The organism is Bradyrhizobium sp. USDA 372, assembly GCF_053629095.1.
In genome coordinates, this window is sequence record NZ_JBRJHR010000001.1 from 2,993,812 (window position 1) to 3,014,021 (window position 20,210).

General features: G+C 65.1%; 22 protein-coding genes. 7 read left to right on the forward strand and 15 right to left on the reverse strand.

Annotation, left to right across the window (positions count from 1 at the left end; all coding sequences use genetic code 11):
* From AB7M16_RS14250 to AB7M16_RS14265, 4 genes are all read right to left on the reverse strand, one after another.
* Complete coding sequence (locus tag AB7M16_RS14250) at positions 1-987, reverse strand: DUF2971 domain-containing protein (protein ID WP_453944259.1); 987 nt, start codon at positions 985-987, stop codon at positions 1-3.
* Between the two features lie 205 nt (positions 988-1,192).
* Positions 1,193-1,492 carry a winged helix-turn-helix domain-containing protein gene (locus tag AB7M16_RS14255; RefSeq protein WP_097657513.1) on the reverse strand — a complete coding sequence of 100 codons (300 nt, stop codon included), beginning with the start codon at positions 1,490-1,492 and terminating at the stop codon, positions 1,193-1,195.
* Positions 1,493-1,496: 4 nt separating this feature from the next.
* Positions 1,497-2,051 (reverse strand): hypothetical protein, encoded by a 555-nt coding sequence (locus tag AB7M16_RS14260; protein WP_453944260.1) that lies wholly within the window; start codon positions 2,049-2,051, stop codon positions 1,497-1,499.
* 345 nt (positions 2,052-2,396) lie between these two features.
* Complete coding sequence (locus tag AB7M16_RS14265) at positions 2,397-3,407, reverse strand: alpha/beta hydrolase (protein WP_453944261.1); 1,011 nt, start codon at positions 3,405-3,407, stop codon at positions 2,397-2,399.
* 138 nt (positions 3,408-3,545) lie between these two features.
* On the opposite strand from AB7M16_RS14265, the gene xseA reads away from it, so the two are divergent.
* Positions 3,546-5,168 (forward strand): exodeoxyribonuclease VII large subunit, encoded by a 1,623-nt coding sequence (gene xseA, locus AB7M16_RS14270; protein WP_453944262.1) that lies wholly within the window; start codon positions 3,546-3,548, stop codon positions 5,166-5,168.
* Between the two features lie 132 nt (positions 5,169-5,300).
* Here xseA and AB7M16_RS14275 read toward each other — a convergent pair whose 3' ends face one another.
* Together AB7M16_RS14275 and AB7M16_RS14280 are read right to left on the reverse strand one after the other, a co-directional pair.
* Positions 5,301-5,444 (reverse strand): hypothetical protein, encoded by a 144-nt coding sequence (locus AB7M16_RS14275; protein ID WP_453944263.1) that lies wholly within the window; start codon positions 5,442-5,444, stop codon positions 5,301-5,303.
* Positions 5,445-5,506: 62 nt separating this feature from the next.
* On the reverse strand, positions 5,507-6,301 hold the full coding sequence (locus AB7M16_RS14280) for a dienelactone hydrolase family protein (protein ID WP_453944264.1): 795 nt from the start codon (positions 6,299-6,301) through the stop codon (positions 5,507-5,509).
* A gap of 194 nt (positions 6,302-6,495) precedes the next feature.
* Between AB7M16_RS14280 and AB7M16_RS14285 the strand changes: the two genes are divergently transcribed.
* From AB7M16_RS14285 to AB7M16_RS14300, 4 genes are all read left to right on the forward strand, one after another.
* A complete protein-coding gene (locus AB7M16_RS14285; protein WP_260381011.1) occupies positions 6,496-6,720 on the forward strand; it encodes a DUF2093 domain-containing protein in 225 nt (74 codons plus the stop codon).
* Between the two features lie 437 nt (positions 6,721-7,157).
* Positions 7,158-8,909 (forward strand): TadE/TadG family type IV pilus assembly protein, encoded by a 1,752-nt coding sequence (locus tag AB7M16_RS14290; protein ID WP_453944265.1) that lies wholly within the window; start codon positions 7,158-7,160, stop codon positions 8,907-8,909.
* Entirely contained in the window at positions 8,906-9,283 is a 378-nt protein-coding gene (locus AB7M16_RS14295; RefSeq protein WP_453944266.1) for a TadE/TadG family type IV pilus assembly protein, read from the forward strand. Before AB7M16_RS14290 ends, AB7M16_RS14295 begins: the two co-directional genes overlap by 4 nt.
* A 410-nt stretch (positions 9,284-9,693) precedes the next feature.
* Positions 9,694-9,879: a hypothetical protein gene (locus tag AB7M16_RS14300; RefSeq protein ID WP_246708894.1), complete on the forward strand. Its 186-nt coding sequence runs from the start codon at positions 9,694-9,696 to the stop codon at positions 9,877-9,879.
* Between the two features lie 258 nt (positions 9,880-10,137).
* On the opposite strand, the gene AB7M16_RS14305 is transcribed toward AB7M16_RS14300, so the two are convergent.
* The 7 genes from AB7M16_RS14305 to AB7M16_RS14335 all read right to left on the reverse strand — a co-directional run bounded on the left by AB7M16_RS14305 (position 10,138) and on the right by AB7M16_RS14335 (position 16,442).
* A complete protein-coding gene (locus AB7M16_RS14305; protein WP_172787163.1) occupies positions 10,138-10,473 on the reverse strand; it encodes a GYD domain-containing protein in 336 nt (111 codons plus the stop codon).
* Between the two features lie 261 nt (positions 10,474-10,734).
* On the reverse strand, positions 10,735-11,751 hold the full coding sequence (gene lpxK / locus AB7M16_RS14310; protein ID WP_453944267.1) for a tetraacyldisaccharide 4'-kinase: 1,017 nt from the start codon (positions 11,749-11,751) through the stop codon (positions 10,735-10,737).
* Positions 11,744-13,090: a 3-deoxy-D-manno-octulosonic acid transferase gene (locus tag AB7M16_RS14315; protein ID WP_453944268.1), complete on the reverse strand. Its 1,347-nt coding sequence runs from the start codon at positions 13,088-13,090 to the stop codon at positions 11,744-11,746. The genes lpxK and AB7M16_RS14315 overlap by 8 nt, the downstream gene beginning before the upstream one ends.
* Positions 13,053-13,772, reverse strand: a complete 720-nt coding sequence (locus AB7M16_RS14320) for a lysophospholipid acyltransferase family protein (protein ID WP_212259331.1) — start codon at positions 13,770-13,772, stop codon at positions 13,053-13,055. The genes AB7M16_RS14315 and AB7M16_RS14320 overlap by 38 nt, the downstream gene beginning before the upstream one ends.
* Positions 13,769-14,011 (reverse strand): DUF4170 domain-containing protein, encoded by a 243-nt coding sequence (locus AB7M16_RS14325; protein WP_172787159.1) that lies wholly within the window; start codon positions 14,009-14,011, stop codon positions 13,769-13,771. Before AB7M16_RS14325 ends, AB7M16_RS14320 begins: the two co-directional genes overlap by 4 nt.
* Positions 14,012-14,072: 61 nt before the next feature.
* Positions 14,073-14,879: a 3'(2'),5'-bisphosphate nucleotidase CysQ gene (locus AB7M16_RS14330; RefSeq protein WP_172787158.1), complete on the reverse strand. Its 807-nt coding sequence runs from the start codon at positions 14,877-14,879 to the stop codon at positions 14,073-14,075.
* Positions 14,880-15,050: 171 nt separating this feature from the next.
* Complete coding sequence (locus tag AB7M16_RS14335) at positions 15,051-16,442, reverse strand: TldD/PmbA family protein (protein WP_453944269.1); 1,392 nt, start codon at positions 16,440-16,442, stop codon at positions 15,051-15,053.
* 263 nt (positions 16,443-16,705) lie between these two features.
* On the opposite strand from AB7M16_RS14335, the gene AB7M16_RS14340 reads away from it, so the two are divergent.
* Positions 16,706-17,224, forward strand: a complete 519-nt coding sequence (locus AB7M16_RS14340; RefSeq protein WP_260372731.1) for a DUF6101 family protein — start codon at positions 16,706-16,708, stop codon at positions 17,222-17,224.
* 127 nt (positions 17,225-17,351) lie between these two features.
* Here the strand turns inward: AB7M16_RS14340 and ubiA are convergent, their stop codons facing one another.
* Together ubiA and AB7M16_RS14350 are read right to left on the reverse strand one after the other, a co-directional pair.
* Entirely contained in the window at positions 17,352-18,314 is a 963-nt protein-coding gene (gene ubiA, locus AB7M16_RS14345; protein WP_260381018.1) for a 4-hydroxybenzoate octaprenyltransferase, read from the reverse strand.
* A 142-nt stretch (positions 18,315-18,456) separates the two neighbouring features.
* Positions 18,457-19,122 (reverse strand): hypothetical protein, encoded by a 666-nt coding sequence (locus AB7M16_RS14350; protein ID WP_172787154.1) that lies wholly within the window; start codon positions 19,120-19,122, stop codon positions 18,457-18,459.
* Positions 19,123-19,332: 210 nt separating this feature from the next.
* On the opposite strand from AB7M16_RS14350, the gene AB7M16_RS14355 reads away from it, so the two are divergent.
* On the forward strand, positions 19,333-20,088 hold the full coding sequence (locus AB7M16_RS14355; protein ID WP_212259325.1) for a 16S rRNA (uracil(1498)-N(3))-methyltransferase: 756 nt from the start codon (positions 19,333-19,335) through the stop codon (positions 20,086-20,088).
* The last annotated feature ends 122 nt before the right edge of the window (positions 20,089-20,210 follow it).

Here is a 20,210-nt window from a genome sequence, read left to right on the forward strand (position 1 = left end):
CTAGAGTGCGGGCCGCAAAGGGATCGTTGATGAGAATACCCGGTCGCGGAATGCGGACTTGCCATTGCGCTCTAGCATTCGGATGAAAGAGGCTTTTGCCAATGGTGATGAAACGCTGGGCCCGAGCAGAACAAGCTCGATGATATCTGCTAGTGCGCCTGTGGTTAGAGACTGAGCTGCCCTTGCCTGCTCCCCAACATACGTTGCTCCGAATTTGTATTTCAGTTTTGGTTCAACGCCACGCGGTCCAACAAAGTAGTCAAGGCAAGGCTTGAGGTAGCCGAATGGATCCCGCTCAGGAACATAGACTGCTCGCCATTCCCTTTCTTCGTCAAAGCCCGCATGTTTGGTGACTAGTGCGAGTGTTTTTACGAATCCAAACGCTGCAAGCGCCGCGAGATAAAGCTGATCGTCAGGGAGGTCGGCGGATTGCGTGATCCTTGCCCAGTTCTCTAACCCTGCGCGAATCGCTTGCTCGCGTTCGGGGCCGTTCTTGTAGGAGACTTTTGCCAGCAAAACCGGGCTATGGGACAGATAGTGAAGGCGTTGAGTATTAATCACCAGGGCGGCGCCATTGCCCTTGCTTCCATATTCGCGCCACATAGAGAGGCGGCCATCAGTGTTTCCGACCGGATGCTCTGAAAGGCAAAATATGTAAGTGTCTAGCGCTGCTTCTGTTGTTAGGTGAGCGAAATAGTGATTGTACGCATTCGTGAGTAACGTGCCTCGCTCTGCGGTGCCACCCACTCTGTCGGCAAACTCGGGGAACACTTGATTGCCGATCAAGAGCCCAAGGCGCAGTTCTTCGAGATCATTCATGTACAGCGGATTGGCAAACCAGATCTCATCATTCTTAAGTATCTGTTCGACAACCTGGACTGAGGTATAGTGTGCCAGCAGTATGGGATTGTCAGGACTCGTTTTCCATTCAATCGCCTCATAAAGGGAGGCGTAGGGCTGAACGATCTCGTCTGGGGTAGGCGTCATTGCCGTTCCTGGAATGATGGGCTTGGAATCAGGCGATCAGGATACGACAGCTTTGGCGAGCAACTCTGATAATATTGCCCATCGCGCGGACTTTTTAAGCTCGTCGGTCCTCTCGAGCCTGGCGCTAACGCGAAATCGCTGGACCGTTCAGTGCCCATGTCGGTGGGTCGGCGTAACTACTCCACCATGCCAGTCTTGCTGATGCCTACCCCTGCTTCCCCGCAATGATCTCCTGCAACGTCGCCACGTGCCGCGCAAACGCCCCGCGCCCCGCAGCTGTGGCCGTCACCGTCGTCTGCGGCTTCTTTCCCACGAACGCCTTCTCCACCGACACATAGCCCGCCTTTGCCAGCGTCTCGATATGGGCGCCGAGATTGCCGTCGGTGGCGCCGGTTAGCTTTTTCAGGCGGGCGAACTCCAGGCCGGCCGACACCGGCAGCGCGTTCAGCGCCGCCATGATCTTCAGCCGCAGCGGCTGGTGGATGATGTCGTCGAGCTCGGCCATCCCGCTAGATCCGCCGCATCCAGAGGCCGCCGAGGATCAGGCCGCCGCCGTTGACGAAGGCCATCCAGAGCGGGAAGGCTTCGCCGATATAGAAGAAGCCGATCAATGTCAGCGCGGCAATGCCGAGGCCGATCGCCACGAAGGCGGAGCCGAACCAGAGGCCCGCCAGCGTATAGAACAGCATGAAATAGAGCGGCCAGAACGTGCCGAGCTGGCGCGGGCCGAAATGGCCGATCACGTTGGTGCAGAGATAGCCGAAGGCGAAGAACAGCACGAGCACCAGCAGCATCCTGATGCTGGCCGCGGTGCTGTTGGTGTGTTGCGGAGGATTCAGCAAGCGGAGCACCACCAGACCGCCGACGCCGAGCACGTCCACGGCAACCCAGGCGTAGACCGCATAGACCGGCCAAAGCCAGGTCACGAGATTGGCCGCGAACACCAGCACGCCCCACCACACCGCGGCGAGGCTCGCGAGCTCATAGAGCTGCGATTGCTTGACGCGCTTGACGATGTCGTCGATGTCGGCCAGCGCGGCGGATGCCTCTCTGCTGTCGATCATGTCGTCCTCTTTATGCCCGTTATCGCAAATGACTCGCGGTGGGATCTGAGCAAGCGCCTCGTCCTTCGAGACGACCGCTCCGCGGTCTCCTCAGGATGAGGCTTTCGAGACGACCGCGGAGCCTGTCATCGGGCCGCGCTTTGCGCGGACCCGGTGGCGGTCTCCTCAGGATGAGGCTCAGTGGCAGCTTTGCCTTTGGATGAGGCTCAGTGGCACCAATGCCCGTTGAGGCGACTGCCGCAAGCTCGGTCCTCATCCTGAGGGCCCGCCGCAGGCGGGCGTCTCGAAGGATGGCCGCTGGGACGCCGCTTCCATCTGCGATTGCCTTGCGGCAGGCCGGTCGCATCATGATTGCCCGCTCCCGCGCGTGGCGACGTCCTCGGCAATCGCATTGACCGCCTTCGGGCTCGTGACCATGCCCATGTGGTTGATGCCGGCGATGATCTTCACGTCCACCGACGGCTTCACCGCCTGCACGGCTTCCGCATATTTGTCCGAGATCATCATCTCGTCTTCAGTGCCGCCGAAGATCGTCATCGCGTGAGTCACGCGCGGAAGATCGATGCGATAGCCGTGCGTGGCAAAGTTGCGCATCAGGCGGTCGGAATAGGTGGAGGTGAGGTACTTCGCCGAACTCGCCGGCACCGCGAAGGCGAGCACCGGAAGCTGCGAGCAGCAGTCGATGCCAAGCTTGCGCAGTGCCGCAAGGCCCAGGAAACGTGGAATGTCGGCACTGACCCAACCACCGTTGCTGGGCCGGTTGGTCGGCGCGTCATAGCCGAGATAGGGCGCGAGCAGCACGGTGCGCACGAACATGTCCTGCATGATCGGTGTCGCGGCGACGCGCAGCGAAAAACCGGCGCCGGCGGAATGGCCTATCAGGGTGAGCGGCAGGTCGGGCGCGGTCTTGCGGACATGCGCGACGAAATCGACGAGATCGTCCTCGAGCTGGCCGACATAACCGATGTCGCCGCGCGTGCCGGAGCCGCCATGGCCGCGGATGTCGAGCGCCCAGGTCTCCACACCGCGCGCGGCGATCGCATGCGTCAAAGCGTGGTTGACGGCGCCGCTGGACCCGGAGGAGCCGTGGATGAAGACTGCCCCGCCGCCGGTCGCGGAGCCGCTCGGCGAATAGTGGCGATAGCCGATCCAGGTGCCGTCACGGGCCTGAAAGCGCTCGAGCGGGGGCAGCGTGGACCAGTCGATTCCCTTGGTGGAGTCGGAGACCGACCGCATCTCAGGCGGCCGCTGCAGGGGTGTTGCGATCATGGTGGTCAGAAGCAGCGCCACGGCGCCGACCGCGCAAAGACCCCATTTCAGGCCGTTCAAGACGCCGCGCAGCAACCGGATCGCCATGACTCACTCCTCAAACTCATCAATCGATAGAGAACTCTATAATACAGAGTACTCTTCCGATCAACCCTGGGGATTGGCGCTGGCCTGCGAAAATCCTTAACGTCGGGCCTGACCCCAAAATGCCGAATCGTTTTTGAGATGCCGCCTGCGGAACAACTGCTCAACGCGCCCGAATTCACCGTCTCCGAACTGTCGCTGTCCCTGAAGCGGACGGTCGAGGACGCCTATGGCCATGTCCGGGTCCGCGGCGAGATCTCCGGCTTTCGCGGCGCCCATTCCTCCGGCCATTGCTATTTCGCGCTCAAGGACGAGAGCGCCAAGATCGAGGCGGTGATCTGGAAGGGCGTGCACAGCCGCATGCGCTTCAAGCCCCAGGAGGGGCTCGAGGTCATCGCGACCGGCAAGCTGACGACCTATCCGGGCTCGTCGAAATACCAGATCGTGATCGAGGCGCTGGAGCCGGCCGGCGTCGGCGCGCTGATGGCGCTGATGGAGGAGCGCAAGAAGAAGCTCGCTGCCGAGGGCCTGTTCGACGAGGCGCGCAAGCAGCTGCTGCCGTGGCTGCCGGAGGTGATCGGCGTCGTGACCTCGCCGACCGGCGCCGTCATCCGCGACATCCTGCATCGGCTGGAGGACCGCTTTCCCCGCCGCGTGCTGGTGTGGCCGGTCAAGGTGCAGGGCGACGGCTCGGCCGAGCAGGTCGCGGCCGCGATCCGCGGCTTCAACGCGATCCCTGCGGGCGGCAGGATTCCGCGGCCCGACGTCTTGATCGTCGCGCGCGGCGGCGGCTCGCTGGAGGACCTCTGGTCGTTCAACGAGGAGATCGTGGTGCGCGCCGCAGCTGAGAGCATGATCCCGCTGATCTCGGCGGTGGGGCACGAGACCGACATCACGCTGATCGACTTCGTCGCCGACAAGCGCGCGCCGACGCCGACGGCGGCGGCCGAGATGGCCGTTCCCGTGCGCAGCGACTTGTTCGTCGAGGTGGGCGATCTCGGGCGCCGCACCCGCGCCTATTGGCAACGCGCCCAGGAGAGCCGCCGCAGCGAGCTGCGCGCCGCCGCGCGCGCGCTGCCGGCGGCCGGCGATCTGCTCGCGATCCCGCGGCAGCGGCTGGATTCGGCGGGCGCATCCCTGCCCCGCTGCCTCAAGGCCAATACGCATGCGCATTTCCGCAGGTTCACCGCGGCGAGCTCGAAGCTGACGCTGCGCGTGCTGCACGGCCAGATATCGCAGGCCGATCATCGCCTCACCGTGTGCGGCGAGCGGCTGGGCCTGTCCGCGCGTTCGCTGCTGCGGCAGCGGCGCGACCGCTTTGCCGGGCTCGAGGTGCGCCTGCGCGCCTCGAAGCTTGCGAATGCGCAGGCGCAGCGCAACGCGATTGCCCGCCAGCGCGAGCGCACGCATCGTCTGACCGAGCGGGCAGAGCGCGCGCTGGCCACGCTGCTGCACCGGCTCGAGGCGCGGGTCGAGAACAGCGGCAAGCTGCTCTCCGCGCTGTCCTATCGCAGCGTTCTCGCGCGCGGCTTTGCGCTGGTGCGCGACGAGGCCGGCCACCCCGTGCATGCGGCGGATGCGATCGGCCCCGGCGCGCGCCTCGAGATCGAGTTCGCGGACGGCCGCGTCGGCGCGACCGCGGATGCGGATCGGCCGGCGCCCGCGGCCAAGCCCGCACCGGCGCAGCCGAAGCCGGCCGCGCAGGAGACAAAGCCGGCACTGAGGCGCGTGGCCAAGCCGGTGGATCAGGGCAGCTTGTTCTGAGAGGCGCGGTCGCGGCGAGCTCTCTCATCCCGTCATTGCGAGCGCAGCGAAGCAATCCAGAGTCTTTCCGCGGAGGGATTCTGGATTGCTTCGCTGCGCTCGCAATGACGGAGGGTGTGGAGACAGTTCGCCCTACCGACACGACAATCCAGCGTCGATCGTCGTCCAGAAACCGCAATGTTCCGGCTGCGGGGCGCCGGCGTGGGCTTCGAACAGCAGGATCGCGACGGTGAAGACGATCAGGGCGGACGCGAAGAGCGTAATGCGGTTGCGCATGTGAGATGCGTTGAATCGACATCGTGGTCGAATGATGGCGCGGCCCCGCTACGGCACCGCCATCACCGCGCCAGCCATTGCGCGACGTCCTTCTGCGAGGCGGCGCGGGCCTCGGCATCCGTTTGCTCGGGCGCGGCGGCGGCGTGCAGTGGCGTGGTGGCGCGGTCGAAATCGTGATCGGCGCCGGGATAGACCACGATGCGCGCCAGCGCGCTGCGGCCGCGCGCGCCATCCACCATCTGGCGGCAAGCCGGCGGCGACGACACCTCGTCATCGGCGCCGATCAAGACCAGCGTCGGCACCCGCGTGCTCCAGCCGAGGCCCGCCGAGATCCGGCAATCCGGATAGAACGCGATCGCGGCACGGAAGTCCGGACCGAGATCGCGTCCCGCGCTCTGCGGACGCACGGCCCAGAGCAGCGCGCTCGCACCATTGGCCCAGCCGATCAGGCTGACGCGGTCCTGCGCCACGAAAGGCTGCTGCATCAGCCAGGCGCGCGAGGCCGCGATATCGGCGACGCGTTCACGCCGCGCCTTGACGTGCATCTCCTTGACGCGGCATTGCGGGCCGAGCTCGCGCGAGCCGTAGCTGTCGGGCAGCAGCACGGCATGACCAGCCTTGAGCAGGCGCTCGGCCCAATCGCGATAGCGCGGCAGCACGGGATCGGAATGGCTACCGAGCCCACCGCAGCCGTGCAGCGCGATCACGGCGGGAAACGGCCCCGCGCCCTCGGGCTTGTAGAGCTGCGCATGGAGCACCCCGGAGGCGAGCGGAATTTCGACCGGCTGCGGCGCCGGGGCGGCGTGCGCGGCCGACATCATCAGCGTCAGGAACACAGCGGTGAGGCGCAGGCGCATCGGACTCTGCCGCAGGAGATGCTGGAACCAGTGGCCCTTCGACTGAAGCCCTATCACGCGAAAACGGCGGCAAATCATCACGAACCGGTGGGTTTAACGGGCGGACAAGCCACCCCATCTATGCTACATCCCGTCCAACACATCGTGCCTTCCACGGGTTTCCATGGAGAGGCCTTCCGCGGAGACTTTCGACCGTGCTGAACAAGTTCGGCCCCTCGGGCCATGGCGAAGCGCAGGTGCAATATCTCGACGGCGATTTCCGCGTGATCTCGCCGGGGACCTTCGTGCGCTGCGCGATCACCGACGCCCGAATCCCGCTCGACGAGCTGAAGTACTGGAGCGTGGACCTGCAGGAAGCCTATTCCACGCCCGCCGCGGTGCTGCAGCGGCATTTTCCCGGCGCGCTGAAGCAGCCGTGATCCCTCGGCTCTCGCAACTCTCGTAGGGTGGGCAAAGCGAAGCGTGCCCACCTTGGGCGTCGCGATTGCGAAGAGATGGTGGGCACGGCGCTTTGCGCCTTTGCCCACCCTACAAGACTTCGCCTTGCCCACCGCACGGCATCGCACTGTCACTGCTCCGTGGCGGGCAAAACCGGCAGACCTATGAGGCTGGGGTTAAGAATTGCAGACCGCAATTTCATCTGGCTCTCCTGGACGCGGCTACATCGATAGAATTGCGGCCATGAATGCCGGCTGAATGTTCGCCGATGCTTAAAATTGTCCGGCTTCCATTGGGGCGCATTTAAGCCGCCCTGCACCACATTGCCTCGGGATAAAGTGGCAACGGGCAGGAACGCATGGACCTCCGGAGAACTTTCAGCCGTTCGTTCGGTGCACCTTCGAGCTCAAAGCATCATGTGCTCGAACGGTTCATCCGCGACGAGCAGGGCAGCTACGTGCTCATTTCCGCGGTGCTCATGCCGGTCCTGGTCGGCACCGCCGGCCTCGGAACGGAAGTGGGCTGGTGGTACTACAAGCACAAGAACATGCAGAGCGTTGCAGATTCCGGCGCGGTCAGCGCTGCGACGGCTGCCAGTGCAGGCGGCGACCCCTCGTCCGAAGCCAAAGCGGTTGCGGCAAATTATGGTTACACCGACGGGGCGAACGACGTCACGGTCACGGTGAACCAGCCGCCAAAAACAGGCAGTCAGGCCTCGAATTCGCAGGCCATCGAAGTCATCGTCAGCCAACCGCAGCGTCGATTGCTGTCGGCCTTGTTCGGCTCGGATCGCGTGCCAATCACCGCGCGCTCGGTCGCGCTGCCCAATTCCGGGACCGGCTGCGTGCTTGCGCTCAACGCGAGCGCAAGCCCCGCCGTCAACGTCAGCGGCGGCAACCAGCTCAACCTGATCAAGTGCAATCTCTACAGCAATTCGAGCGCAAGCCCCTCGCTCAATGTCGCCGGCAGCGCCTCGGTCGCGGCAAACCAGGTCGGCGTGGTCGGCGACGTCTCCGGCGCAAGCAGCATCACGGCGACCAACGGGGTCAAGACGCACATCACGCCTGTCGCCGATCCCTACGCCGACGTCTCTCCGCCGGCGCGGCCGAGCTGCAGCAATGCCAAGATCACGGTCAACGCCAACGGAAAAACAAACTCGCTCGACCCCGGCTGCTACATGGGCAGCATTACGGTCAATGCCGGCGCAGTGCTGAACCTCAATCCGGGCATCTACTATCTGGACGGGGCCAGCTTGAGCGTCGCCGGAAAATGCCACCATCACCGGCAGCGGCGTCACGCTGGTGTTCACCGGCTCCGGAAGCGACTGGGGCACCGCCTCGATCGGCAGCAACGCGACCGTCGACCTGACCGGGCCGACCAGCGGCCCCACGAAGGGCATCGTCATGTACGGCGACCGCAACATGCCGGCCGGGACCAATTTCAATCTGACGGGCGGCAGCACGCAGAATTTCGGCGGCGCCATCTACCTGCCGAAGGCCAATCTCAGCTTCAGCGGCGGCAACGGCACCAGCACATCCTGCACCAAGATCATCGCGGATACGCTGACGTTCAGCGGCACGTCGAACCTGCAGGTCAATTGCACCGCGCTCGGCACCGCGACGATCGGATCGCAAACCGCGCAGCTCGTCGAATGAGGTTTGGAGCGATGCAAATCCAGAATTTCTCATCCATGTTCGGCCGTCGATGGCTTAGTTCTCTGACGCGGCACGTGCGCAATGCTGCCGGCGATCAACGGGGCGTCGCGGCAGCCGAATTCGCCATCCTGATTCCCCTGCTGTCTCTGATGGTCGTCTCGGTCACGGACATCGGGCTTGCCCTCTATCGCAAGATGCAGCTCGAAAATGCCGCGCAAGCGGGAGCCCAGTACGCGATCGCGCGCGGCTTCGACACGAACGGCATCGCGAACGCGGTCGCAAGCGCCACCAGTGCGACCAACATCACCGCTTCACCTCCGCCGGTCCAATTCTGCGGATGTCCAACGAGTGCGGGAGTCAGCGCCACCAGCTGCGGAACGGTCTGCACGGGCGGTGCGCCGGCCGGAACATACACGACGGTCTCGGCGCGGGCGACGTATTATACGATCATCGATTATCAGATCGTGGCGGCCACATACACCTACACCGCGCAGTCCACCACGAGGCTGCAGTGAAGCTCACCGCACTATGGCGAGACACGCGCGGCGCCTCGGCACTGGAATTTGCGCTGACCGCTCCCGTGTTCTTCCTGTTCATATTCGGGATCGTCGAATGCGGATTGCTGTTCTGGACTCAGCTGGGAATCCAGCATGGCAGCGAAATGGCGGCGCGTTGCGCGACCGTCAACACCACGCTCTGCCCGAGCAGCAGCGCGATCACGACCTACGCTGCCCAGCAGGCCTTCGGCCTCACGCTCCCTCCGGGGACATTCACCTTTGCCACGGCCGCGTGCGGCAACCAGGTCAGCGCGACCTATTCATTCGAGTTTCCGCAGATCATCAACCTGTCCCCGGTGACGCTGACCGCGCGTGCATGTTTTCCGAGTTGAGGCCACCGGCAGGCGGCTTTGCCGCGCGAAGGAAAAGGGCGATGTGCCCGCGCCGCATTGCCGGCAACTCGGCAAGATGGTCTCTGCCGTGCGGGTCGATTGCGTTCTACATTCGTTGCAGCCGTTGGTGAGTCGTTTCGCGTTGTGGTTGGATTTTTTGTTGCGGTTCGGCGCCTTAGAGTTGTTTGATGAAGTTCTGCTGAAACAAAGCACTGCTATAGTGCATGTTAGGTAATTGGCCCTGTTCTTTTATCGCACGGACGATCAGGTCAACCAAACAGCCATCGAGCATTGGAATTGGCGCGGTCTGTGAACGGGCTCATATCGAAGAGCCACCCGACGGGCTACCGATCACCTTGAAAATTCGCGGTGGAATATCTGTAATCCAAGGTCAATCGATGGGGGTGATCATGCCCGCCATTTTCGAACTGCTCTATCGTGAATATTGCCGCGCCCGTCTCGCTGAAATGCGCAAACAGCTTCTGATCGCAGCTGAGCGCGCAGAAGCTATCGCAGCAGATTATCATCCTGCGACGCAAGTGGACGACGAGACGACGGACGCATACAGCAAGTCCGGTCACGGCCTGCCGAATTGAAGCGGCTCCAAGACCGGCGATCACTCCCGCGTAGCAGTGACCAAGCAATTGGCAACAGTTTGGGAGACGGCAATGAATACACCCGAATGCTACGCCGTCGTCGTGGCCTGCATGTCGTGCCTGACCATCATCGGATTGATGGCCGCCGGCGCGTGGTGAGCATGCCCCCTCGGCGCGTCGCAGACATGATTTCGGCTTTAAACATTAGTACAGCCGCCGCGTCGTCCGACAACGGCGGCTGCGCCCTGGGTCCGGAGATCAGCTGCCCGGCGGCGAATACGACGGACGCAGCTTCGCCGCGTTCTGGCGGACCTGCTTGATCTCGTCCTGCGTGAACAACCGAACCAACTTCACGTTCTGCAGCGTACCGGCCGTCACGGTGAGGCCGGAAATGGCCGGAGCCGCGCTGGGATCAGGCACATCGAAAATCACGAGCACGCCGGGGCCGTCGGCCGCGACGCTGTACATCGAGACTAATTTTCCACCGGCCGCTTCGATGAGCTTTCGAGCTGCCTCCTGGCGATTGGTCGTGGGATTCTCCAAAATGGCATTGAGAGCGCGTGGCGTGTATTGTCCGGTGAGGCAAAAATGCATGGCAAGTTCTCCTCTGAATTGTTGGCAATAATTCTCCGTGCCGTTGCGAACTGGTCGTTACGGCCGCTGCACCTGACATGATGAAGATTCATTGCCCGCCGTGGGCATCAACGCCGTCGATGATTCCCGGGACTTCGGCACGTCCCGGTGACGGCTCTCATGCAAGGCTACATCAACTGCCGAACGCGCGGAAGAAGATTCGCCGGGCGCGACGCTTCGCGTTTTGCGACTAGGGCAGAGACGTTGCCGCACGTTGCGAGATCAGCGCGCGCTGAACCTTCGCTCGCGCGCTCTGTACAGATGATCGCTGATCAATTGCCGCAGCTTTGCCGGGTCATCGAACTCGAGCTGGACGGCGAACGGCACGATGCCGTCAGGCACGCCTTCGCGGCCGCGCAAGCGTGCAAGATCCTTCTCCGTGGTTACCAGCGTGAGCTGCTCGCGCTGAGCGTCCGCTGCGAGCGCTGCGATCTCGTCCCGCGAAAACATGTGGTGGTCGGCGAAGGCGCGCGTGCGCGCGACCTCGACGCCGCTCGCACGCAGGGTGCGGAAGAAGCGCTCGGGATCGCCGATGCCGGCGAAGGCGAACACCCGCTTGCCGGAGAGCTGCGCGAGCGAGGCCGCATCCGGCTTCAGGCGCGCACGCAGCTCGGGCTTGTTCCGCTTCGCGATCTCCGCCGCGACATCGTTGGCGGCATTGCCGTCGCCGATCAGCACCAGCGCGTCGGTGCGCGCGAGCTGCACCTCGAGCGGTGCGCGCAGGGGACCCGCGGGAAACACCTTGCCGTTGCCGAGGCCGCGCTCGCCGTCGATCACGATCAGCGAGGCGTCCTTGAACAGAGCAGGGTTCTGGAAGCCGTCATCCATCAGGATCACGGTGGCTCCTTGCGATCTCGCCAGCGCGACGCCGTCGAGGCGGTCGCGCGCGACCGCCACCGGCACGTCGCGCGACATCATCAAGGGCTCGTCGCCGACGTCGGACGCATCGTGGCGCGCGCGGTCGACCATGACAGGCCCCTTCAGGCGCCCGCCATAGCCGCGGCTGAGCACGACCGGCGTCTCGCCGAGCTCGCGCAGGAGCTTGGTCAGCGCCAGCACGGTCGGCGTCTTGCCGGCACCGCCGACATGGTAGTTGCCGACGCAGATCACGGGGATGCCGGCGTCAAAGCCCTGGCGCAGCATGCGCCGTGCGGTGATCGCGCCGTAGAGCGCAGCGAGCGGCCATAGCGCGTAGGATTGAGGGGAACGTGGCCGGTACCAAAAGGCCGGCTCACGCATTGGCGGCCCCCATCTCGATCCGCAACTGCAACAGATAGGGCTCGAGCGCCGTCATGGTGCGATCGAGCGCACCGCCAAGCTGCTCGACCACGCCCGTGCCTGCGCGCTGCATCCTGTCGCGCATGGTGGGATCGGCCAACAACTGGCCGAGCTGCTTGACCAGCGCTTCCTGCGTGTCGGCCTGCCGCGCCCCGCCGCTGGTATCGAGCGCCTCATAGACGTCGGCGAAGTTGAATACGTGCGGACCATGGACGATCGCGGCGCCCAACTTGATCGCCTCGATCGGATTCTGCCCGCCATGGTGGATCAGCGATCCCCCCATGAAGACGATCTCCGAGAGCCGATAGAACAGGCCGAGCTCGCCCATCGTGTCGGCGACATAGACGTCGGTCGTCGCCGTCGGCAGCTCTTCGCGCGAGCGCAAGCTGGGCTTCAGCCCGGACGCGGTGACCAGGCCTGCGATCGAGGAGCCGCGATCCGGATGCCGCGGCACGATCACGGTGAGAAGCTGCGGGAAGAAGCCGACCAGGCTGCGATGCGCCGCGATCAGCATCTCGTCCTCGCCCGGATGGGTCGAGGCCGCAACGATGATCGGACGCCCACGCGTCATGGCCATCAGCCGTTCGAGCTTGGCGGGATCGGCCGGCGGCGCCGGCACGTCGAGCTTGAGATTCCCCGTCGTGACGACGTCGCGGCCGCCGAGCGCGGCAAAGCGCTCGGCGTCGGTCTTCGACTGCGCAAGACAGATGTCGAACCGCGACAGCAGCGCCGAGATGGTGCCGTGCATGCGCCGCCAGCGCGGGAACGAACGCGGCGACATCCGTCCGTTGATCAGCACCATCGGCACCCGGCGCGCCGCGCCGGCGAGGATCAGGTTCGGCCACAAATCGGATTCGATGAACAGCGCCAGCGACGGCTTCCAATGATCCAGGAAGCGCGCGACGTAGCGCGGCGAGTCATACGGCACGTATTGATGGATGACGTCGGGCGGAAAGCGTTTGGCGACGACCGCCGCCGAGGTGACCGTGCCCGAGGTGAGCAGGATGCGCAGATTGAGCTCGCGCAGGCGCTCGATCAGCGCCGCCGAGGCCAGCACCTCGCCGACGCTGGCGCCGTGGATCCAGACCAGCGGGCCATGCGGACGCACGTCGCGGGACAGGCCGCGCCGCTCGCCGACGCGCGCAGGATCCTCCTTGCCCTGCTTCAGCCGCCGCTTGATCAGCGCAGGCGCGAGCGGCACCAGGCCGGCGGCCAGGCGCCGGTACATCCGCAGCGTGATCGGCAGCGCAATGGGCAGCGACTTAGGCATCTTCCGGTCCCGGACGGCCGAGCTGCGCATAGGCGCGCCGGGTCGCCTCGTTCAAGGTGTCCTCCAGCTCCTGCCGCAACGTCTCCATCATGGCGGCGTCGGCATCTGCGGGAACGTGGATTTCCTTGATGCCGACCAATGCGCCCCGCCCGAATGGCAAATTGATGGTGGTGCGGTCCCAGTTCTTGAGCCGGACGAAGCGGCTGGTCGCCATCGCGAAAGGCATGATCGGCCGTCCCGATTCCCGTGCCAGCATGATAATGCCGAGCCCCGCCACGCGCGAGCGCTTGGGGACGTCGGCGGTCAGCGCGACATTACAACCGGCTTGGAGCGTCCGCACCATTTCCTTGAAGGCGCCGACGCCACCTTTACGGTGAAACGCGCCGCCATGGTCGCCGGAACCGCGGATCGTGCCGATCCCGAGCCGCTCGGCGGCGATCGCATTGAACTCGCCGTCGCGGTGCCGGGAGATCAGTACCTTGGCCCGATAAGAGGCCTTGTTCTGGTTCTTGATGAAGGGCGTCAGGAAATGCTGGCCGTGCCAGAACGCGAAGATCGCAGGGAGCTGCGGCTCGACGCGCTCATAGATGTCGGGCGGATCGATCGTGAAGGTGTTGGTCCGCCAGACCAGACGCAGATATTCGGCCGCCAGGACCCCGACGGCACGCTGAAGCCAGCTGCTTCGCAGCGTATTGCGAAGCAGTTTTTTCAACGCGCCGGTTCTTGATTCGGATCGAGCAGCCGATGCAGGTGGACGATGAAGTAGCGCATCTGCGCGTTGTCGACCGTGCTCTGCGCCTTGGCCCGCCAGGCGGCGTGGGCGCTGGCATAGTTCGGATAGAGGCCGACGATGTCGACCTCGTCCAGGTTCTTGAAGGTGTTGTGCTCGAGATCGACGAGCTCGCCGCCGATGACGAGATGGAGCAGTTGTTGCGGGGCATTATCTGGCATGAGTTCTGTTCCTAACGGGCTGCCCGGCAAAGCAGTGTTCGAGAAGCACGACGAAAGCGCCTTAGGCTAAGGGACGGTTGCGAAAATGCGCGACAATGCCCGCATGACGATCGCGTCCCGCTGCCACCAGCACTCCGTGCGCCACTTCCCGGCGGTTATAGAGGATGGGTTCTCCGGAGAGGTCGCTCATCCTACCATCCGCTTCCTGCACGATCAAATCCGCCGCCGCAAGATCCCAATCATGGCTGTTGCCGCCCGCAAAAGCCGCATCCAACGCGCCATGGGCGACCCGGCACAGCCGCAGCGCCAGCGAGCCGATCCGCCGGTGCAGCTTGATCTCGCCGAGGGACGGCTTCAGCCGCTCGACCAGCGGCTTCGGGCCGGCGACGCGGGCGAAGTCGAGCTCGGATCCGCGCGTCGCGCGCACCGGCTTGTCGTTGAGCGTCGTGCCCTGGCCGCGTGTTGCGAAGAAGAACTCGTCGGTAGCAGGGGCGAACACGGCGGCAAGCACCGGCGAAGCGTCCTCAACCAGCGCCACGCTGACGCACCATTCGTCGTGGCCGCCGAGATAATTGCGGGTGCCGTCGATGGGATCGACGATCCAGGTCAGCCGCCGCGACAGCCGCGCCGCATCGTCGGCGCTCTCCTCGGACAGCCAGCCATAATCGGGCGTCGCAGCGCGCAGGCGCGCTTCGAGCAGATCGTTGACCGCGATATCGGCTTCCGAGACCGGCGAGGACGCGCCCTTGGTCCACTTCCGCAGCTCGGTGCGGAACATCGACTGCGCCAGCGCGCCCGCCTCCCGCACCGTGTCCTTGAGCAGCGCCGCGTCGCGGGTCAGGATCGTGTCGTCGAGAGCAGCTGCCATCGGGTTCAATCGCGCGGCACGGCGAGAACACCTCTCCCCATCGGGGAGAGGTCGATTTGCGCAGCAAATCGGGTGAGGGGGCTCAGGTCCCACGAGAGAGCGGTCCCCTCACCCGCGCCTCCGGCGCGACCTCTCCCTACGGGAGAGGTGAGCCAAGCAGCAATAGCTCGATCAGCGTCCGCCAAGCGTCAAACCTTCGATGCGCACCGTCGGCGCATTGACGCCGTAGCGGAATTCGAGATTGTTCGCCGGCTGCATCGACTTGAAGATCTCGAACAGGTGCCCGGCGATCGTCACTTCGCTGACGGGATAGGTGATCTCGCCGTTCTCGATCCAGAAGCCGGAGGCGCCGCGGCTGTAATCGCCGGTGACGCCGTTGACCCCGGAGCCGATCAGATCGGTGACGTAGAAGCCTTGCTTGATGTCGGCGATCAGCTCGGCCGGCGTTGGCGTGCCGGGCTCGAGATGCAGATTGTACGGCCCGGGCGAGGGCGAGGAAGACACGCCGCGATGGGCGTGACCGGTGGTGGTGAGGCCGAGCTCGCGCGCGGTGGCGCAATCGAGCAGCCAGGTCGTCAGCACGCCGTCGTCGACCAGCGCGGTCCGCTTCACCGCGACGCCTTCGGCGTCGAAGGTCTGCGAGCGCAGGCCGCGCTTGCGCAAGGGATCGTCGATGATGCGGATGTTTTTCGCGAACAGCTGCTGGCCGAGCTTGTCCTTCAGGAAGCTGGTCTTGCGCGCGATCGAGGCGCCGTTGATGGCGCCGACGAGATGGCCGACGAGCGAGCCGGCGACGCGCGGATCGAACACCACCGGCACTTTGCAGGTCTCGACCTTGCGCGGATTGTAGCGCGCCACGGTGCGCTCACCGGCGGAACGGCCGACGACCTCCGGCGACAGCAGATCGGCGCCATGCGGCGCCGAGGTGAAGTCGTAGTCGCGCTCCATGCTGGTGCCATCGCCCGAGATCGCGGTGGCGGAAATGCCCTGGCTGGAGCGCAGGTAGGAGCCGTGGAAGCCGGTCGAGGTGACGAGCACCATGCCGCCGATGCCGGCGGAGGCCGAGGCGCCGCCGGACTTGGTCACGCCCTTGACGCCGAGTGCCGCAGCTTCGGCCGCGAGCGCGCGACGCTCGAGCTCGGCGGTCGTGGGCACGGCGGGATCGAGCAGGTCGAGATCGGGGAAGTCGCGCGCGAGCAGCGCGGGATCGGCGAGGCCGACATATTTGTCGTCGGGCGCGACGCGCGCCATCGCGACCGCGCGCTCCGCGAGCTTGGTGACGGCATCGCCGCTGACATCGTTGGTCGAGACCACCGCCTGGCGCTGGCCGACCAGCACGCGCAGTCCGACATCGTCGCCCTCCGACCGCTCGGATTCCTCCACGCGCCCGTCGCGGACCTCGACGCCTTGCGAGACGCCGCGCACCGCGACCGCATCGGCCGCATCGGCGCCGGCGCGCCTGGCTGCCTCGACCAGTCGCTGCGCGAGATCGGAGAGCGCGGACTGATCGAGCAGGTCGCGATTGGCGGTAGTCGAAAGCGTCGAAATTGGTGAAGAGTTCACGAACGAAATCCTGTTGGGGCGGGGTTCGGGACCGGAACCCACAGATGTGCCCTGATAGCGCGGACTTCAAGCATTTTCAGCCCGCCAAAAGCTCAGATTCGCGACGTCGGCGCAACGTCTCGTCAATCATGCGCGCCAAGGTCTTGTCAATCATGAGGTGCAGTGACGGTGGGTTAACCAGCCTTTTTAAGCGGTTTCGGACCGCCGCGCGCTAAGGTCCTCGCATCGACCGGGAACATAATCCCGGCGGGGAGAACGAAGCCGTGAGGCGTCAAACAGCAACATGCGGGGCTAACCCCGCCGGGTCGAGCCGCTCCCTGCGGCTCGACCCTCTTTCCCTTCCGGTCCGCTTCGATGCGCATGACCCGCGCGCCGACGGACATGTCAGGCAGATCGAGCTTCATCGCGAGCGCGTCGTGCTGCGCCGTGCCGTGCGCGGCATGCAGATGGCGATCAACGTGCGCGTCGCCGACTTCACCGGCGTTGCCTTGCGCGGCAACGACGAGGCGCAGACGCTCGTTCTCGTGCACCGCGATCCTTCGCTGTCCGTCCCGCTGCTGATCAGCACTGACGCGGACGAGATCGCGCAGGCCTGGACGATCTGGAGCGAGATCTTCGCGCTGCCGCAGCTCGACGAGGGCGCCCGCAAGCCCGCACCGCGCCGCCGCCGCGCCAACGCGATCCGCGCCCGCCGCCCGAAATTCTTGATGCGCCGGCGCACCGCCATGGCGCGCGAGCTGCCGGTTCATCAGGGCGAGCGCGAGATCATCGCGAGGAACTAATGGTGCCGTAGGGTGGGCAAAGCGACTTGTCCGCCGTAGCTCGAAGAGCGAAGGCGGAAGCGTGCCCACCTCTTCTGTCGCAGCTGAGAGAAGGAACGCGGGCACGGCGCAAGCGCCTTTGCCCACCCTACGAGAGCTGCGCTCGCATCATCGCGTCCGCGAGCAATCCTGCGAACAGCAGCAGACCCGCATGCTTGTTCGACTTGAACAGGCGAAGGCACAGCCCGGGATCGTCGATCTTCAGCCGCACGATCTGCAAGGCCAGATGCGCTGCGAAGGCGGCAAGCCCGAGCCAGGCCGGCCAGCGCGCTTCGCCGGATGCCAGCGCGACGCCGATCAACATCACCGCGAGCCCGTAGAACAGCACCAGCGCCTGGCGCGTATGCGCACCGAACAGGCGCGCGGTCGACTTGATGCCGATCAGCGCATCGTCCTCGGCGTCCTGATGCGCATAGATCGTGTCATAGCCGATCACCCAGGAAATCGCGCCCGCATAGAGCACGAGCGCGGTGACATCGATGCGGCCGAAGGTGACGGCAAAGCCCATCAAGGCGCCCCACGAGAAGGCGAGCCCGAGCACGATCTGCGGCCACCAGGTGATGCGCTTCATGAAGGGATAGATCGCAACGATCAGGAGCGAGGCGATGCCCGTTGCGATCGCGAAGCGGTTGAACTGCAGCAGCACCACGAGACCGACCAGCGCCTGCGCGACCATGAAGACCAGCGCCTGCCTGGTGGTCACCTGCCCCGACGGCAGCGGCCGCGAGCGCGTACGCTCGACCTTGTCGTCGAGGTCGCGGTCGGTGATGTCGTTCCAGGTGCAGCCGGCGCCGCGCATCACGAAGGCGCCGATGAAGAACAGCACGATGGTGAGCGGCAGGCCACGCACGTCATGCGCCATGCCGGCGGCCAGCGCCGCCGACCACCAGCATGGCATCAAGAGAAGCCAGGAGCCGATCGGGCGATCGAAGCGGGACAGGCGCAGGTAAGGCCGCGCCCAATGCGGCGCGAGCGTATCGACCCAGTTGCCGGTGGCATCGGCAACGCGGGCGGATGTGCTAGTGCCCAGTTTTCGAAGTTCGTATTCCATCGCGGCGTATTCCGGTACGAACTTCGAAAACTACAAGGGCACTAGCCAGAAAATTATAATTCACGTGCCGCTTATCGATTTGAAGTTCCTATGAGGATCTCGCGGCGAGCACCGTAGGAACTTCAAATCGGCGGCACGTGTATCATCGGGTCAGGACGTTGCCGTTGAGCGTATCGAAGGTGCTGCCGCCCTTCTTGCCGGCATTGGCCTCGGGCGCCGAGCCCGAGCCCAGCACCTCGCTCAGCGACGGACCGGCCGGACCGCGCGGCTGATTCTGCATCTGCTGCGCGACGTTGCAGACCTTGGTCTGCATGGCCTCGGTGTTCTTGTGGCCGTCCTTCATTTGCGCGCCGATCTGCGGCGGGATTCCGCACTTCGAGGCATTGGCCTCGATGTACTTGATCATCTTCAACTCGGCCTGGCTGAAGTTGCGGATCAGCTTGCAGGCCTCGTCCGGCTGCGCATGACGGTCGCTCGCGGCCTTGATCAGCTTGCCGCGCTTCTCGGCCTCTTCGCGCAGGGGCATGAACGCCTTCATGCAGTCCTCACCGGGACCGGCCTGCGTCGGAGGAGCCGCGCTGAAGCCGCCGGCGCCGCCGCCGACGGGGGCAGCGCCGTTGACGGGAAAGGACGATTGCGGCGCGCTCCCCATCGACGCGGTGGGCGCCGAGCCGTTCACGGGCGGAAACGGCGAGCTGTTCGAAGCCTGGTTGGGCAGTGGCGCCGGGAAGGCGCTTTGCGCACAAGCGCCGGCGGCACTCATGGCGACCATGGCGGCAGCGAGCGGAACCATCAAATGACGGATCATCAAGACAGTCTCTCCGGCAGGAGCTTACGGGGTTCAGGGCTTCCCAATTGAAGCGTGACCAGCGTGTTCGCGTTTTTACGATTCCCGCCGGCGCTTAACAACCCGTGGAATAGGGCGAGAGCGCGGCGCTGGGACGCACCAGTTTGGCAATATTTACCCCGGAATGGCGCCTTTCGGTTAAGAACAGCCGGTAACCGGACCCCCAAAGCGATGCCTTCCCACGATTTTCGCGCCCCGCGCCTGTTCGTCGATGCCCCCCTGGCCCAGGACGCCAGGGTGCCGCTCGACCGCGACCAGAGCAACTATCTCGGCAATGTGCTGCGGCTCGGCGCCGGAGCCGAGGTCCTGGCCTTCAACGGCCGGGATGGCGAGTGGCAGGCCGCCATCGAGGGCCGCAAGCGGCCGGACGGCCTCGTGATCCTCCAGCAGACCCGGCCCCAGGACCGGCTCGCCGATCTCACCTACGTGTTCGCCCCGCTCAAGCATGCCCGGCTGGATTACATGGTGCAGAAGGCCATCGAGATGGGCGCCGCGGCCCTGCAGCCCGTCCTGACCCGGTTCACCCAGGCCTCACGGGTCAATACCGAGCGGATGCGCGCCAATGTGGTCGAGGCGGCCGAGCAATGCGGCATCCTCAGCATCGCCAGCGTGGCCGAGCCGGTGCCGCTGGAGCGCTTCTTGAGCCAGCGTCCCGCCGATCGCCTGCTGATCTTCTGCGACGAGGCAGCGGAGGTCCAGGATCCGCTGCAGAGCCTGCAAGGCGCGCGCGAGGCGAGGCACGGGATCGACCTGCTGATCGGCCCGGAGGGCGGTTTTGCCGAGGAAGAGCGGGCGCTGCTGCTGCGCCAGCCCAAGATCCTGCGGCTGGCGCTTGGCCCCCGCATCATGCGGGCGGACACCGCCGCCGTCGCCGCCCTGGCGCTGGTGCAGGCGGTGCTGGGCGATTGGGGCGGCAAGAGCACCTGATCCTGCGCATTGCCCACCCGTTAAGCGATTGATCCTTTGGAGGTCGAAACCGCTGTCGGGCCATGCTAAGGCCTGCGCCAAATTCGCCTCCCTTTGCCCTGCCCGGTTCCGCCGGGACGATG